The following is a 14953-nucleotide window of genomic DNA, read 5'->3' on the forward strand; positions in this document are numbered from 1 at the left end:
TCGTCCATCGTTGAGCGGCATTGGCTTCGCCAGCAAAATCGATGTTACGGTTCATCGGGATGAGCGATGGCGATAATGTCGTTTCTCTCGGTACAACCTATTGGGAGGAGAGTGTCAATGAACTTGAAGCCGAGGTTGAGGAAAAGGGAGACGATTGGCCCTTAATCGAAGTTGGTGTATTGCAGACGGATAGCACTGAGGCTGTAGAGTTGCTGAATACTATTCGGGAGGACTTACACTAAGCGGGCAGCATTACCCCTTCACGTCCGTCGTACCTCGTTTGGTCACTTCGGCACCCCTCGTTGGGCCACTGCGTTGGGAACAAATGTCGATCAAACTGCTGAACATATGCTCTGGGCCTTGTTTAGACGCGACTGAGATCGGCGCTAACACTTCGTTCTCACAGTATGGAACCATACTGTGAGGTGCTTACCACCGGATTCTGTTCAGTCAAAATGACTCCTGACCTGCTCATCCGGAAGCGTCTAAACAAGGCTTATGCTCTGTATTCAGCACGCAGTTTCTGCTATCTCTCGGACAAATTGGTCATCGCTCCGTTATCTGCTTGCCCTGTACTTACCGATCCCTCTCAAAATTTGTTAGCCGCTGATGATGAGGCAGTGCCGCTCGAACGAGAATTCGAGCGTCTCCCGAAGGCGGAATCAAACGCGGATAAGGGAAACAACCAGGATGAAGGATCACCAGTACCAGACAATGACTGATCAGTCGAGTGCTAGACCCAGTGTCGATCCAGAAACGCTGTCTGGACGCAATATTCCCCATCCGCCGCATTCGTGGGAGGCCGCACAACGGTGTATCCAAACCGCCTGTCCCGCAGATTCTCACGAATGGGTTGCCCTTCCCACACCCGGCGACGAGAGCAAGGGGGCGGAGAAACAAGCCAAGGAGACGACAACTGAAGAGCCAACACATCGATACTGGCGAGAGTGTCGTCGGTGCGGCATTGCCGATGTGACTGCGAAAGCGATCGGACAAGACGTCGAAACACCCCACGCAGAGACTTGAGGAAGTAGCAACCAGTGGTCGAACGGTGAGTACCGACTCGGGAATGAGGGAATCGGCATTACACATATGTATGTCTAGATAAGAACCCCAGAAGAGGGAAAATCACACATGGTAACACCAAAACGAATACAGTACTGGGCACGCCGACGTGGCGTCCTCGACTGGCAGACAGATCCATATACAGCCACAGAGCATGAGATCCAATGTCACTAATACAGCCGCAAGAAAACGTCGAAAACGCAGACTGGCTCCACCTGATGGAAGATGAAAACGTACAGTGGTCCGGGCGACCGTCACGATTCACGATCCTGTTCGCGATCGTCGGTGGCCTCCTGTTCGTACTCGGCGGGATCATTGGCACACTGATGCTTCTGTCAGTACTCGACAGTCAAGAACTGCCGGTGTGGGTTGGATTCCTTCCGCTCGTCCTCGCTGTGGTCGGTGTGGTGATCGTCGGGAAGACGTATTTGGAGTGGATACGACTGCTGTACGTGATCACCGACGAAGAGATCTACGTCAAACATGGGCTCATCTCCCGCGATGTCACCCAGATCCGTCTCGATCGCGTCCAGAACACCTCCTTTGACCAAACGATCCTCGAGCGGATGCTCTCGTTCGGCGACGTCCGGATATACACCGCCGGGACGAGTACCGAAGATCTCACGTTCCGAGATGTTCCCGACCCGGAGCAGATCAAGTCAATCCTGACACAACTGCTCAGCGAACAGAGCAGGCCCGATACTACCACACAACCGACTTAGCGCTTCTCTGGTTTTCGCTTCTCGACCGAGCATGTAGCGTTCGCACGTAGACCTACCGATCGTACACAGCGCTCAAGAAAGCATCGGCCCATCACCCTACCCGCCCTTCCCTCTTTTGCAGATCGTTACAAGTGCGAAAAGAGTCCTCGGTCTATCCGTCCGGATCGTACGGAACGACGTCGTCGAGTTCGAACTCGTCGATCGCCGCTCTCATGATCGGTTCGAGAAACTCCGCATGCTTCTCGATACCGTCACCGCCTTCGACCTTGTTCTTCCCGTCGTACTGGTTATACAGCTGGTCCAATTCGTCGCGCAGGTCCTTCGGGATGTAGAATGGATAGTTCTTCACGTCCTTCCTCTCACCCGTGTCCTGTGAGTCACTTGTGTTACCCGTATTACCTTGATTACCCTCATCACTCGTGTTCTGTCCCACCTGTCCGCTGATTGCTTGTCCTAATGCTTCGTCGAAATCGTCGTCAGGCATTGTATTCCTCCACGTGCTGCGCTAGTTGATCGTAGATATCTCGGACCTCTGCAGCCTTCTCTTCCCGGTGTCTATTCTCTGGATCGAAGTTGTAGACGGTTCGCTCTTGATTGAACGCGCCCTCGATCGCGACCGTCTCCGGGACGATGAACGTATCCCCTTCGCCGATGTGCTCCAGGAACCAGTCCAGCCGCTTTTCGTTGATCTTGTTTCGACCGACGGCGTTCACGACGGCGCCGACGATCCCGATATCCTTCTGGAACTCCTTTTCGAGCTTCTGCTTCTCTTCGAGCAGGAGCTTCATGCTGAACGTCGCAATCGAATCAGCTTTGCTCACAAAGAGGACGTTACCGGTACCAAGTAGCGCTCCATCAGCAAGCGGGCCCATATTCGGCGGCGAATCGATCAAAACGTAATCGTACTCGTGCTCGATCTCGTCGAGAACCATCCCTAGACGCTCTTGGGTTCGCGAGATCGACCAGAGTTCGCGCTCCAGCTGGAAGTTCTCCCCGTGTGCGGGTAGAACATCAAACGCCTCGTGTGGAACGATCAGGTCGTTCACTTCGGTGAATCGGTCGATGTCCGTCATCACTCGGTACAGCGAGTTCTCGTCGCTCACGTACTCGGTTTTGAATCCGAGTGTTATCGTCGCGAACCCTTGCGGGTCTGCGTCGACGAGCAATACGTCTTTCCCGGCTTCGGCGAGTGCGCCGGATAGGTTGATCGTAGTCGTGGATTTACCGACACCGCCTTTCTGCATGGCGACGGCAATCCGTGTTTCATCCGTCATAGTGGTCACCTCGGGTACGTGGGTCCTCCGTGTTATACAGGTAACCCGTATTAGATACATAATGTTAGTAATATATAAAACTACGTCAGACAGATAGGTCACAACCAAACCGCCAGACAGCTCGAGAGCGGACACCGAGGAATGCACCACTTTTGTGACGAGTGTGCGCTCCGTCGAATCTCGGAGCTCGAAAACGATCCGAACTGGTGAATCGAGTTTATCGAGCCGTACAACTACGCACCGGAGTGAGAAGTTCAAACCGCCTTAATTTCCTATAGGCGTTCGTGAAGGTATCTGACGTTCGTTTTCGGTAGAATCGTATCTAGCGATAGATGGTTTGTTTTATATATCACCATATGGTTTACCACGGTTCTGCATGTTTTTGTGAATATAGTTGCTTGGATCGTGTGTCTGGATGAGACACCTGTGCAACCAGTAGTATTATACTACTGTCAATTGTAGCAAAACGTACGAAAATGGTGGTCTTAGAATGCACCCAACCCGGAGAAAACGGCCTTCTCGGGCCGGTGAGCAGATGAGCAGCGGCGAACAGATCAACTGGTCCCGAATGTCGCTCGCCGAGCTGCAACAGACCTGGAATACCGAGGTCGAACCGAACCTGCAACGGAACGGCCTGGACCTCGATAACCGACCGACCTACCGCGAGGTCGCCGACGCCGGCTACTCAGGAATCGCGTACGCGCTGCGCGAACACCACGATATGACGCTGACCGACTTTCTCGAAACTGTCGGCTATGTGGACACCGATTCCGAGGACGCTTACCACTGGGGTATCGACGACGAAACCACCATCGACACCCTTGAAGCGTTCCTGCGGCGCGTCGAGCGCAAGCGCAAGGAAACAACGGCGGACTCAAAGCGGTATCGACTCGCGACCTACGTCCGGTTGTACGACGCCGTCCATGCGACCGACGCGATCGTCGACCGCGTCATGGACGAGCAACGCCAGTTCGACGAACTCCGGCGCGTTGAAAGCGTCCTGGATGAACTTGAAGCCGACCTCGAAAGCTACCAGTCGATGCTGCGGTATCTAAGCGATGTCCGGGAGTTCTACACTCATCTCGTGAACCGCCACGGGGCGAAGTTCAATCCAGCCGAAAACGTCGACCACGCCGAAATCTGGGCGGACAAAGCACCCGACGAGCCCGACAACCCGACGCTGACGAGCGAGCAGGTCGGTGCGTTGTACGCCGCTGCCGAGGACGTAACCGACCGACTGATCGTCCTCGGACTCTGTGCGTGGGGCCTCCGACGCAACGAGGTCGCGGCCTTGAAGGTCTCCCAACTGTCGCTGGCTGGCAACGACCCACACATCGAGTTCGGCGACGAGCGAAAGAACGGGCCGGGGACGGTCGCATTGATCTACAGCGTCGACGAACTCGCTGCACGAATCGACGCACTCGAAGATCGTGGCCCCGAGTGGACCGGCTATCTGTTCCCCTCGGCACGGTCCTCAACGGGCTATATTACGGGCGATACTGTCCAGGCGCGGTTTCGAAAGATTGCCGATCGTGCGAACGTCCGCGTCTACGGCGACCCGCCGACCTCGAAGATGGGGCGGCGGTTCTGGTACACGACGTACAATAAGGCGGTGAACGATCTACTCGACAATCTCGACGTGATCGCCGCCGAGCAGGGCAGTTCCGATCCATCTGTCGTACTGAAGAACTATCTCTCAGAAGCCGAACGCCGGAAGTACCGGCGCGAGTTTATGCGCAAACGGCTGGCAAACGCGTTCGAAGTGGAGCAATAGGCTAGGTATGGGAAAATGCTTCAGTAATCCACTGAAATCCTGCGGTAGACAGTCTCTGGGTTAAATATAGTGCAAATGCGTCGACGAATAGGTCGATAGATCACTTACACTATGAATTGACAATCATTAAGTGCAAAAATTTCACAGTAGTTACAGTGCTCTCATCAGACTTAGAAGACATCTCCGCTGAGGATTTAGAACGACTAATTGAGATTGGTGTACCAGAACGAACAGAACTCGAGTTCAAGTATATGCTCGATCCGGGAAGAGAGGGGCATAAAAAGAACCTGGTGAAAGAGGTGACGTCCTTTGCGAACACAAGTGGTGGAGATCTTCTAATCGGCATTCCTGACCCAGACGATGTAGATCACCTTGGGCTTTCGTTAAACTGGATTACAGACTATACCCGGGATGAGTACAAGCTCAAATTAGAGGATATAATTCGAACGGGAACGCAGCCACAACTCTCGAGTCACGAGATACATACGATACCGAACCCGAACCAAGGTGGGGCTGGATTCGTGGCAATAGTACGGATCCAACAAAGCATGATTTCCCCACACAGAGCTACTAATAGCTCAGGAAAGCCATTTTACGGCCGTAATTCCGCTGGGACATACTCATATGATGTTGAGCAGCTTCGGGAGCAACTTATTGAGCAGTATCGACTAACAGAAGAGATCGAATCATTTCTCGCCGATCGGATCGCTAAAATTCGCGCTGGGAACACTCCTGCACCATATGAGACAGGTCCATCGATCATTCTACACGTGATCCCGGCGACAGCGTTCGGGTTACAACCAGAGGTGGATATTTCACCCGGTGAAAACGAGATGAAGGGGTTGCCACTGTTTCACAGAAATAGCTCAGGAAGTCATTATGGCCGTGCAAGAAGGAATGTTGATGGGATAGTGAATTCAAAGGATTTTCAGCGTGATGACGAGGATCTCTGGTCTGAATACACTCAATTATACAGGGATGGTCGTATAGAAGCAGTCCATTCGTTTCACCTCCGAAATGAGCGGGTAGAGGAAGATAGAGTTGGGTTTTTAACGTTATACGAAATATTGCGGGATCGGATTCCGGACTATTTGGGATTCCTCGCAGATAGAAAGGTTCAGACGCCAATATTCCTGTATATGACCTTTATTGAGTCAAAGGGTTACGTACTAGCGAAGGGGAGAAGGAATCGAACAGATCGACTCGACAGGGACGTTGCCACCCTCCCGTCAGCAACGGTTGAATCATACGATACGCCTTACTCAGAGATCATTAAAGATCTATTACAAGAAGTGTGGCACGCCTTTGGAGAGTTTGGTGATCCATACGACACTCTTGGGGAACCTGAAGATCGACTTTCCGAGAACGGAAGGAGGTAGGATTTTCTGGGACTCTCATCCTGACATATTGTAATAGAGGAGCTTTTCGAACCAGTTATCAGGTGAGTTAAGTTTTAGTGCCAGAAAGTCGAGGTACTTCTGGAGATGATGCTTCGAGACACCTCTGAACTTCGCCAGCCACTAGCGAAGGAAGCTGTGGCGGTTCTCGCAGGTGTTTGTGTGAGCGTCGCCGATGACGTAGGTGACGGAGTTGATGACGGCCAGATAGCCGTTCATCCCCACCTTGTCCTCGGTTCCGTCATAGATCGAATAATCGTCGGAACAGAGGATGACACTGCCATCGCCGTATTCAGCAATGTCTTCGTCAGCGTCTTCCAGGTCCTTACAGACGAAAAGTCGAACTCATCCGTCGGGATGACGGACAAGTGTCAGCACTGGTGGTTTGTCTGAATTCGAGATGCGATACGGAGCAGGCAGCCATCAGCTCCTTAATTTGCTCCTGTCCAGCGCTTCAGCGAGTACTGATCGGACAACATACAACTTTGGTGTTTGCTCCACTCGAGCCGATCTCGGGTCTGGCGATTACCCCGGAAAGTTCATTGTATTAATGCGAGACACCATCAAGAAGTCGAAGGAAATACCACCTGATGTCAATCTGTGAGTGATGTCCTCACCACCGGCTCGGGCAACAGATGGTAGGGCTTCAGTATTCCTCGACGTCAACGACCTTCCGCGTCTCCGGATGCGTGAGATCCCGATCAGCGGAGACCACCGGTGCGTCGAGTTCGCGGCCGACAGCTGCGATCGCGCCATCCATCCCGGTTAGGTACGGGCCTTGTGGGCCGACCTCGTCGGCGATCTCTCCCGCGGTGACAGCCGTCCGCTGGTCAACGGTGTACACTTCAGCCCAAGACAGAGCTTCGCACGCGCCCGCAATATCACTCTTGTCCGGGCCGTTTCCCTCACCAACGAGGACCTCCGCGAACGCCGGCGCCGGAATGACGAATCGCTCGGTCGAGTGCTCCTCGAGATACGCCGTCGCGACATCAGCGTCCTCGAGGTAGTCAACCAGAAACGTCGCGTCCAGAACCTTCATCCGTCAGCGCCCGCCTCGCTGCTCCATCCGCTCTTTCGACTTCTCCTTGTACTTCTGCCGGGTCTCACGCACCTGATCAGCCTTCTCAGATGACCAGAAGCCCGCCCCAGCAAGAAGATCACGTGACCGGTCACGGTCGGTTCCGAACACCCGCTCGAGGACATCGTTGTAACTTTCGCCCTCACGCTTCCGCCGTTCGATCTCACGCTTCACGGTTTCGCTCACGCGGATTTGGTCGTCAGCAGCGCCCATTCTACGTTGACGTTAGGCGTTGACGTTCCTTTACCTTTTGGTACCGAGTCTAAACTATGTCACAATTCGAAACAGAGTCCAGCTCCGTGAGCTGCTCCTGCGATCGTTACCATTGAGCGACTTCCCTCAACTCTGACTCATTGATCTCCTCCCCGTGCCTGAAAACGTGGATATGCGCTCGCACTATCGTTGCTCAGCGTAGTCGAGAGTGCCCTCCCACGCGTCTGTCGCATCGTCAGCCTCTTCAGCGATCTCGTGGAGTGTCTCTAGTTCGTCGTCATCGGCGAATGCGTGTCGTCCATTTTCAGCGTGCAAGACTACCATCCGGTCGTCAGTTGGGTGACCTCCACTATCGGTAGGAACGTCGTCGACGGCAGTGGTCGCTGCGTACTCCGTGAAGACATCAACGGTTCTATCACTGTGAACCATCATCCACACATCACAGTATGGGAACACCAGATATGCTCCAAGGAGTGGCGTGTCTTCGCGGAAGAGGTTATTGAGCGCCTCACTACTGATCGTTCTCTCGAGCGGTGGAAGTTCCTCGGGATCTTCGCCAACCACCTCGGCTACAGTGAACACTACCTGAGTTGACAAACTAGCGTTACGTTGAGCCATCCTCAGCAATTACACGATCGGTGGTTAAATAACCAACATGAGAACGCTACGCACTCGACCCAGCCCATCAGTTGACGTCAGTCTTTGAAGGAGAAGAAGGCAGATTCGTAAGCAAACGTGTCTACAGGCGGAGCAGGCCGAGTGCCTCGGGGCTTGACCCCGAGGCGGTTCACCCAGAAACAACGGTCATTCACTGTCAGGCCCCAACGCTTCGAGATCGTCTGGTGAAATGTCACGGTTCAATACTTTCTCCCCTGTGTCAGTGATTGAGTAATATGGACCACCATCCTCGTCAATGTGCAATAATCCGCAGGATACAAGCAAATCTGTTCGTCTGCCAACATAATCTGGGGAATAATCAATATTCCTGGCGATTGCACCGCGATTCAGCTCTAGCCCCAGAGGAGGTCCAACCACCTCCAAGATTGCAACATCCACCGGCCGAAGCCAAGAAACTCGACTAAACACACTGCTGGCATTCATGCGCTGACGGTTTAACTGTCTGGTCTGTTAGAAATGTACGTGATATGGCGTGGTTGGGTGCGGAAATTGCCTCATAAAGGTTAAGAGGGTAGCCACTAACAGGCTATTTACCCACAAGAAAACGGCCAATGATACTCCCCTCAACAATGTATCGGTCGACGCGACTACAACGGGGTCAATCGTCTGACGAGCGTCAGACAATCCACAGAGAGCGTCGGAATTCACCGAAGGGATTAATAAGCCTACAGACCAGCGACTAGGGGAAAGACAGGACAAGACAACGCACAACACACCAGCGGCTCATCGCAGATAACCGCAAGAGAAGGAATTAGGACTACTTTCTCTTGGGTTGTCCGGTGATATAAGCTTTCCGCTTGAGTAGCGGTTGCGCTGTTCCGTACCATGGGACCAGCCCGCAATCTCGTCGGAGGAGCGTATGGTGTCGAGTAGACGTACTGCCCGATAACCGACCGCAGACGATCCAAACACAATGTCAACGAAAACACCGACGGATGCACCGACCAACCACGAGCTAGCAAACGACCTTCGCGAACTCCGCGCTCGCGTTTCCACAGTCGAGACCGAGAACAAGGAACTCCGAAAAGCGAACAAGAAGAAAGACGAGCGGATCGACGAACTTGAGGACCGAGTTGAGGAACTCCAAAAGGCGAACAAGAAGAAAGACGAGCGGATCGACGAACTCGAGGGTCGAGTTGAGGAACTCGAGACCGACATCGACGATCTCGGAGACGAGCAAGACCGGAAACACGCGCGCTTCGATGCTGCGACTGACCTCAACGACAATCGGCTAAACGAGTTAATGGCTCGCGAACTCGAGAAAGGTGCGCACCTTCCCGAGGAAATCGTCATCGAGTTCGATCTCCCAATAAAGGAGGGACGACTCGAGAAAATCCAGAAGGACAATGGTACGTACTACCGCCTTCCCGAGAGCGAGGATCCATTGGCCCGCGGCGGATCGACGAACCTCGCCCACGGCGATCTCCTTCCGATTCAGCAGCTCGCCCAGATGGACGGCGACATGCTCGACCGGACAGCCAAGACCAAGGGCGACTATCTTGCAGCGAAACTCTGGCAGGCTCGAGACAGCGAGGTCGACAACCCCTGGAAGAACGGATGCAAAGGCGTTCAAGAGTACATCGATGCCAGCGAGATGAAGCACTGGATCCGACGAGAACTCGGACGTGGGGCTGTTGACGACGCCTACGCGAAGAAACTCGTCAGTCGAACGATCGGGGCCATGAAGGACCTCACGAAAGATCGGATCGTGATTACCAAGACCAAGAGCGGTCGCAGTGGCGTGACCAGCAAAGAACGTCGTGTGAAGATCATGGACGAAGTCGAGATCCCTGGGGAGACAACACAGAAAGACGATGCTGACGGGACATCTGACGTCCACGGGTGACCGTGTCCCCGACCCATCCAACCGGGCGTGAGCCCTCATCCATCAAACACGAGTGAAACAATACACACAGCACGCGGTTGTAAGCAACGTACCGCTACTAGCTCGTGTATCGCTCGATCGGTCCGTCGTCGGTCTAATCCAGGGACCGATCCGGAGGTGATTCGGTGGCCGTCATCTGTCCACGGAAGGGTCCGTTTGGAGGCTTCCCGTTGAGATCACGGTCCTCCTGTATCGCTCACTCACTCCATCAAAATATCTATATATCTAGTTGGAAAATTATCACTCAAGTTGAAAGCGAGGATCGATATCGAATGAGCACACTCGAGAGACAGATCAACTCACGCTACGACGATCCCGACACGTATTCGGGGGATCGTCCGCCAGACTGGGAAGCCCGTCGAAAGACGGTTTACCGACACGACGACTGGACATGTCAAGCGTGCGGTCGACAAAGCGGTCCGCATGCTGGTGACGAGGGGGTTCGGCTCCACGCCCACCATATCACTCCGCTGGCGGAGGGTGGCTCGAACCAGCTGTCGAATCTGGAAACGCTGTGTGAACCGTGTCACCAGAACGAGCACGACCACGATATTTTCACCGGTGACTGGGTCGGTGATGGCCCGCGCGTGTACACGGTTGGGCCACTGCGAGCGACTGCACGCGGGATTTTTGCTGCGCTGGCAATCGCTCTGTGGGCCGTCCTCGTGGGTCGGGGAATTGCTCTCTCCGCAGGATATGCTCCGATGGCAATGGAGAGAGAGGCTGCCCTCCTGGTGGGAGCGACACTGCTGGGTAGTCTGGTGGTCGTCTCGAAACCACTCCTCGTCACGAGTGTACTGGGAATCGTGGCCGCTGTGATGACGGCGGCTGCCTGGACCGACTTTGGATTGAGCCCCGAATTCGGACTCATTGGGGCGATCGCGTGGCCGCCAGTCCTCCTCGGTGCATGGGCTATTGCCTGTGACTACATTCAGTGATCGTTCTACTTGTGTCCACACCCACATCTAGGATTAAATATAAATGCTAGTAGCTAAGAGACCCGAGCATGGCATACAGAACGAAAGGAGCCACAGTCCTGACCGGCCTGTTTGCATTCATCGCAACAACCGGAGTTGCTGCTGCCCAGCAGAGCGAGATCAACAACTCGCTGTCGGAGATTGAAGCCTTCGTCGCAACGACACTCGGCCAGCTCGGCATCATCGTCTTTCTCGTTGGTGCCGCTGCCTGGTTCGTCTCCGGCAAACATGCCGACCGTGCCCAGTGGGGCTGGCGAGGCATGTGGGGCGGTGCGGGCATGATCATCCTCTCGGTCAGCTACAACGTGTTCGTGTCGCTCTTCGAAAACCTCGCCCCGGGAATGGTCATCCCCTGGATCGCCTTCTAAGTAGCACAGCCAACAGAATCACGACTTCCCCCCTCAATCGACCCCCTTCACCCCACACCCACGAATGGATGGCCACCGATTGTCGCTTGGACTGCTGCTCGTTGTCACCCTGACACTGTCAATTAGCGGTGCAGCGACGATGTCCACCGCGGAGACAACGGCCAACGACACAGACGTCTTCATCTCCGATAAACCGGATCCCGAGGCTGGCTCAGTCCCACCGTTCGTGCTCCCAGAGCTCGAGGAAGTCGATGAAGAAGAGAATATCTCGGTAACAGAGCTGAGTCAAATACGCGATTTCCACCATTCGACGACCCAACCCCCGTATCAGGTCGGCCCGGATCAGCAGACACTACAAGAGTATCGTCTCGAGCAACTCGAGTCGATCGAACGCAACGAGTCGACGAGTCTCTGGTTCCCAGACTCGGAACGCTCGAACGGCACGCTCGTTGAAGACGCTCACGTAACGATCCTTGGATCTGACGAAGGGACCCAGACCCGTCTCGAGTCGGAGGCGGATGCCCAAGACGACACCGAGAGTGAGCTGATGCTGGTTCCGGAGGATGGGACGGTCTTCGCCTACGTCGATTACACGACTCGCATCCCGAAGGGGGGCTGTACCACGGCGAATGAGACGCGGACCTGTCTCAACGCCTCACTCATTGATCAAGAGGTCGACCGCACACTCGAGATCGGGACCCAGTCGTGGAGCGGCGATTCAGAGACGCCCCACGAGATCGACTACACGGGTGCGGATGCGAGCGAGCCGACAACGATGGAGGTGGAGGCGACGATCACCTCGACGCTTGCACTCGAGGAGACCGTCTACGAACTCGAAGATGGTGGCTGGGTGGAGAACACGACCGATACCGACACGCTGAACATCTCCCACACGGTCCAAGACGAAGCCCCCGTCTCCGTCACGACCAATCAGGAGCTTTCGATCGACCAGACGGTTGTCGAATCAAACGGGAATATCGACCAGATCATCCTCGAGTTCAATGGGCCGGAGACGCTTCAAGACCGGCGACTCTGGAGCACAGCGACGTTCGCAGAAGACGCCGGAGAGATCGAGAATATCTGGGGCGTCTACTCCCAGCGCCAGTACGAGACCGCCACGCGAGGCCACCCGCCAGAAGACAATCTGACGATTGCGCCGGATCACAACCTGTCCAACGAGACGGGATCAGCGCTGAACGAGACGCTTGAGCAACAGCCACTCGCGTCAGAGACCCACCAAGAGGCGTTCCCGAACGTCCTCGAGAAGCAACTCGCCGCACAGCGAGAGAGCCCCACGCTTGAGGGGGAACCAACCAACCTCGCAAACCTACCAGAACTAGCTAGCTCGAACAGCTTCAGCGTCGCATCAGAGCCAGCACCACTCGATGAGGATGTCAATCTCTCTTCGGTCGAACCACGTGGACAGAATACGCTCATCATCGAGAACGCAGAGCAACCGGTCACAGAGGTTCGCGATATCCATGACGACCCGATTCCGGTGTCGACACAGACCGTCCAGGAGCGCAACGCCCAGCTCGAGACGGAGACCCTCAACGACACGCACGCACAGTTCCACCTGTTCGAGGAAGAGACCGGCGAGGCGCTTGGCAACGAGACACTCTGGCTCCATGGGGCTGCCCAGGGACAGGTGACGACCAACTCGGACGGAACCGCAGTCGTCGAACGGAGTGACCTCTACGTGAGGGCGTCGTTCACGGGCGAGACCGATCCGGCGGAAGAGGTGTACTACAGTCCAGCTGAGGCCCAGGTCACGTTCCAGCCAGAGGCGTTCAACATCTACCAGCTACTGATGAGTTTTACTGGGGCGTTCGTCTCGATCATCGCATTTGTGATCTTGTACATTCCGTTCGCGTATCTGAGAAGTACAAACAAATGACTGTTCGAACTCGATCCAGCACAGTGTGGGTGCACACCCACTCCACCGCTTCCGCGCTGACAACTATAACAGAGACCGCATCCAACCCATGACCGGATTCAGATTGCCCGTTTCGATCACAAGCATCACAGAAAGCGTTGACCCCACGATACTGGTGTTAGCCCAGAAGAGCAGTGCCTTCCTTCCAGTTGACGGCATCCCCCTCACCGTCGCGTTTATCTCCGGCTGGGTCTCCGACTTTTTCACCTACATCCTGTCCGGAATTATTGGGTTCATCAGTAGCCTCATTGCGAACGGCATTCGTTCGTTCATCATCTTTGACAGCCCCTATAATGATCCGACGATGCAGGGAGCCTTCCAGCACAATCTGGATATCTTCCCTCAACTGCTGGTGATCGTCTTCATGGCTGGGATTGCTTCCAAGCCGTTCGCCGATCGACGTGAGGTGACGAATTTCATGCTGGTCTGGAAAACGTTGAAGGTGATCATCTTCGTGGCCGTTGCCCGCCAGATCATGCACTTTAGTCTTCTTTTGACGAATGCGATCATTCTGCATGTCTACGCCGATGATTATGGCGCTGCGTTCGGCCCCAAGATTCTCGAGGCTGGATTCGGCGGGGCAGCCGCACTGAGCGCTGGTGCCATCATCGGTGGGATCATCATCAGTTTAGTCTCCGTCGCGGGTATCTTGCTCGCCCTCGGGGTCTTTGTGTTTCGAGAGTTCTTGTTCCACGCGACGTTTATTTTGCTCCCGATTCTGGGGGCCATGTTGTACCTGGATTTCGGTCCACTTCGCCACAGCTCGGCGATCGCGAAAACGCTCTTGCGGGCGACAGCGTACATGCTGCTCGCAGGAATCGTGATGGCCGGGCTGTTGCAGACAGGTGCGGCAGCCGTCGGGGCGTATTCGGATGTCGCTGTCCAGGGCGAGCAAGCAACTGAGGCAGAGTTTGGCGAACTTATCGAAGCAATGCTCTTCTGGCTGATCGGGCTGGTCGCCCCCGCGGCCGTCGGGCTGAAAGCAGCCATGATGGCGGGGATGTCACCGAGAGGTCTCGGTCGAAGTGCAAAAAGCAGCTCGAAGTCGCAAGCTCAGAGCTCTTCATCGACCCAGTCGGGTGGGAAATCGAGACGTACTGCACTGATGGAGCAGGCGAGGTACGGAGGAGCGAGAGGGGCCAGATGGGGCGACAGTCTGACGGGTGGAAGGGGGAGCAGTGCTGCCAGCAGCGTGGGATCACGCGTAGGCCAAACGAAAGCAGCAGTTGGGAGTGCAGCCGCGTCGAAAACACCTGATGTCCTTGCCAACGCCGGAAAAAAGGGGGGCTCTGGTCTGAAAAGAGGTGGGAAGCGCGCAGCTTCAGACGCAAAAGCTGGCGTCTCCTACGGACCTCGAAACTTTCACAAATCACCGACCGAGTGGGCGGCGGCCGGATTGGAACGATATCGGGAAAACCCCGTTATCGACACGTCGACAACCACACAGTCGTCCAGCGGCGAGGCAGTCGATGCCAGTACCAACGCTGCCGACACATCACCAGACACGGGGTCCAATCAGCAGACATTGGACGACTGGAGAGCGAGTCTACCAACCAATAATAATAAGGAAGATGGATAGAGCACCT

15 protein-coding genes and 1 pseudogene are annotated in these 14953 nt (G+C 55.0%); 9 read left to right on the forward strand and 7 right to left on the reverse strand.

Translation table 11 applies throughout. The features are described 5' to 3' along the window. Window positions 1-59 precede the first annotated feature (59 nt). Both PGX04_RS05995 and PGX04_RS06000 read left to right on the forward strand, forming a co-directional pair. Entirely contained in the window at window positions 60-242 is a 183-nt protein-coding gene (locus PGX04_RS05995; RefSeq protein ID WP_273737674.1) for a hypothetical protein, read from the forward strand. A gap of 987 nt (window positions 243-1229) precedes the next feature. Further along, complete coding sequence (locus tag PGX04_RS06000) at window positions 1230-1787, forward strand: PH domain-containing protein (protein ID WP_273737675.1); 558 nt, start codon at window positions 1230-1232, stop codon at window positions 1785-1787. 151 nt (window positions 1788-1938) lie between these two features. Here the strand turns inward: PGX04_RS06000 and PGX04_RS06005 are convergent, their stop codons facing one another. Together PGX04_RS06005 and PGX04_RS06010 are read right to left on the reverse strand one after the other, a co-directional pair. Next, window positions 1939-2271 carry a DUF8160 family protein gene (locus tag PGX04_RS06005; protein ID WP_273737676.1) on the reverse strand — a complete coding sequence of 111 codons (333 nt, stop codon included), beginning with the start codon at window positions 2269-2271 and terminating at the stop codon, window positions 1939-1941. Continuing rightward, the gene (locus PGX04_RS06010) at window positions 2264-3319 is read right to left on the reverse strand and encodes a ParA family protein (protein ID WP_273737677.1); all 1056 of its coding nucleotides are present in this window, start codon (window positions 3317-3319) and stop codon (window positions 2264-2266) included. The genes PGX04_RS06005 and PGX04_RS06010 overlap by 8 nt, the downstream gene beginning before the upstream one ends. 277 nt (window positions 3320-3596) lie before the next feature. Between PGX04_RS06010 and PGX04_RS06015 the strand changes: the two genes are divergently transcribed. Together PGX04_RS06015 and PGX04_RS06020 are read left to right on the forward strand one after the other, a co-directional pair. Further along, complete coding sequence (locus tag PGX04_RS06015) at window positions 3597-4835, forward strand: tyrosine-type recombinase/integrase (protein ID WP_273737678.1); 1239 nt, start codon at window positions 3597-3599, stop codon at window positions 4833-4835. A 155-nt stretch (window positions 4836-4990) separates the two neighbouring features. Further along, complete coding sequence (locus PGX04_RS06020) at window positions 4991-6214, forward strand: AlbA family DNA-binding domain-containing protein (RefSeq protein ID WP_273737679.1); 1224 nt, start codon at window positions 4991-4993, stop codon at window positions 6212-6214. 15 nt (window positions 6215-6229) lie between these two features. Here PGX04_RS06020 and PGX04_RS06025 read toward each other — a convergent pair. The 5 genes and pseudogenes from PGX04_RS06025 to PGX04_RS06045 all read right to left on the reverse strand — a co-directional run. Continuing rightward, window positions 6230-6625, reverse strand: a pseudogene (locus PGX04_RS06025) (IS1595 family transposase); the annotation flags it as partial. Window positions 6626-6878: 253 nt separating this feature from the next. Continuing rightward, on the reverse strand, window positions 6879-7271 hold the full coding sequence (locus PGX04_RS06030) for a PIN domain-containing protein (RefSeq protein WP_273737680.1): 393 nt from the start codon (window positions 7269-7271) through the stop codon (window positions 6879-6881). A gap of 3 nt (window positions 7272-7274) precedes the next feature. Continuing rightward, complete coding sequence (locus PGX04_RS06035; RefSeq protein ID WP_273737681.1) at window positions 7275-7523, reverse strand: antitoxin VapB family protein; 249 nt, start codon at window positions 7521-7523, stop codon at window positions 7275-7277. A gap of 183 nt (window positions 7524-7706) precedes the next feature. Further along, a complete protein-coding gene (locus PGX04_RS06040; RefSeq protein WP_273737682.1) occupies window positions 7707-8141 on the reverse strand; it encodes a HalOD1 output domain-containing protein in 435 nt (144 codons plus the stop codon). Between the two features lie 186 nt (window positions 8142-8327). Further along, entirely contained in the window at window positions 8328-8579 is a 252-nt protein-coding gene (locus tag PGX04_RS06045) for a hypothetical protein (RefSeq protein WP_273737683.1), read from the reverse strand. A 535-nt stretch (window positions 8580-9114) separates the two neighbouring features. On the opposite strand from PGX04_RS06045, the gene PGX04_RS06050 reads away from it, so the two are divergent. The 5 genes from PGX04_RS06050 (at window position 9115) to PGX04_RS06070 (ending at window position 14946) form a co-directional block, all read left to right on the forward strand. Beyond that, complete coding sequence (locus PGX04_RS06050) at window positions 9115-10047, forward strand: DUF8008 family protein (RefSeq protein ID WP_273737684.1); 933 nt, start codon at window positions 9115-9117, stop codon at window positions 10045-10047. A gap of 311 nt (window positions 10048-10358) precedes the next feature. Then, entirely contained in the window at window positions 10359-11024 is a 666-nt protein-coding gene (locus tag PGX04_RS06055; RefSeq protein ID WP_273737685.1) for an HNH endonuclease, read from the forward strand. 68 nt (window positions 11025-11092) lie between these two features. Further along, window positions 11093-11431 carry a hypothetical protein gene (locus tag PGX04_RS06060; protein ID WP_273737686.1) on the forward strand — a complete coding sequence of 113 codons (339 nt, stop codon included), beginning with the start codon at window positions 11093-11095 and terminating at the stop codon, window positions 11429-11431. A gap of 139 nt (window positions 11432-11570) precedes the next feature. Then, a complete protein-coding gene (locus PGX04_RS06065; RefSeq protein WP_273737687.1) occupies window positions 11571-13328 on the forward strand; it encodes a DUF8186 domain-containing protein in 1758 nt (585 codons plus the stop codon). 88 nt (window positions 13329-13416) lie between these two features. Beyond that, a complete protein-coding gene (locus PGX04_RS06070) occupies window positions 13417-14946 on the forward strand; it encodes a TrbL/VirB6 family protein (RefSeq protein ID WP_273737688.1) in 1530 nt (509 codons plus the stop codon). Window positions 14947-14953 lie beyond the last annotated feature (7 nt).

Source organism: Natrinema soli, assembly GCF_028618695.1.

Excerpts from the sequence above, each read along its gene's own strand:
- PGX04_RS06035 (WP_273737681.1), bottom strand. The coding sequence starts at position 7,523 with ATGGGCGCTGCTGACGACCAAATCCGCGTGAGCGAAACCGTGAAGCGT.
- PGX04_RS06015 (WP_273737678.1), top strand. The coding sequence starts at position 3,597 with ATGAGCAGCGGCGAACAGATCAACTGGTCCCGAATGTCGCTCGCCGAG.
- PGX04_RS05995 (WP_273737674.1), top strand. The coding sequence starts at position 60 with ATGAGCGATGGCGATAATGTCGTTTCTCTCGGTACAACCTATTGGGAG.
- PGX04_RS06040 (WP_273737682.1), bottom strand. The coding sequence starts at position 8,141 with ATGGCTCAACGTAACGCTAGTTTGTCAACTCAGGTAGTGTTCACTGTA.
- PGX04_RS06030 (WP_273737680.1), bottom strand. The coding sequence starts at position 7,271 with ATGAAGGTTCTGGACGCGACGTTTCTGGTTGACTACCTCGAGGACGCT.
- PGX04_RS06005 (WP_273737676.1), bottom strand. The coding sequence starts at position 2,271 with ATGCCTGACGACGATTTCGACGAAGCATTAGGACAAGCAATCAGCGGA.
- PGX04_RS06055 (WP_273737685.1), top strand. The coding sequence starts at position 10,359 with ATGAGCACACTCGAGAGACAGATCAACTCACGCTACGACGATCCCGAC.
- PGX04_RS06065 (WP_273737687.1), top strand. The coding sequence starts at position 11,571 with ATGTCCACCGCGGAGACAACGGCCAACGACACAGACGTCTTCATCTCC.
- PGX04_RS06060 (WP_273737686.1), top strand. The coding sequence starts at position 11,093 with ATGGCATACAGAACGAAAGGAGCCACAGTCCTGACCGGCCTGTTTGCA.
- PGX04_RS06000 (WP_273737675.1), top strand. The coding sequence starts at position 1,230 with ATGTCACTAATACAGCCGCAAGAAAACGTCGAAAACGCAGACTGGCTC.
- PGX04_RS06050 (WP_273737684.1), top strand. The coding sequence starts at position 9,115 with ATGTCAACGAAAACACCGACGGATGCACCGACCAACCACGAGCTAGCA.
- PGX04_RS06070 (WP_273737688.1), top strand. The coding sequence starts at position 13,417 with ATGACCGGATTCAGATTGCCCGTTTCGATCACAAGCATCACAGAAAGC.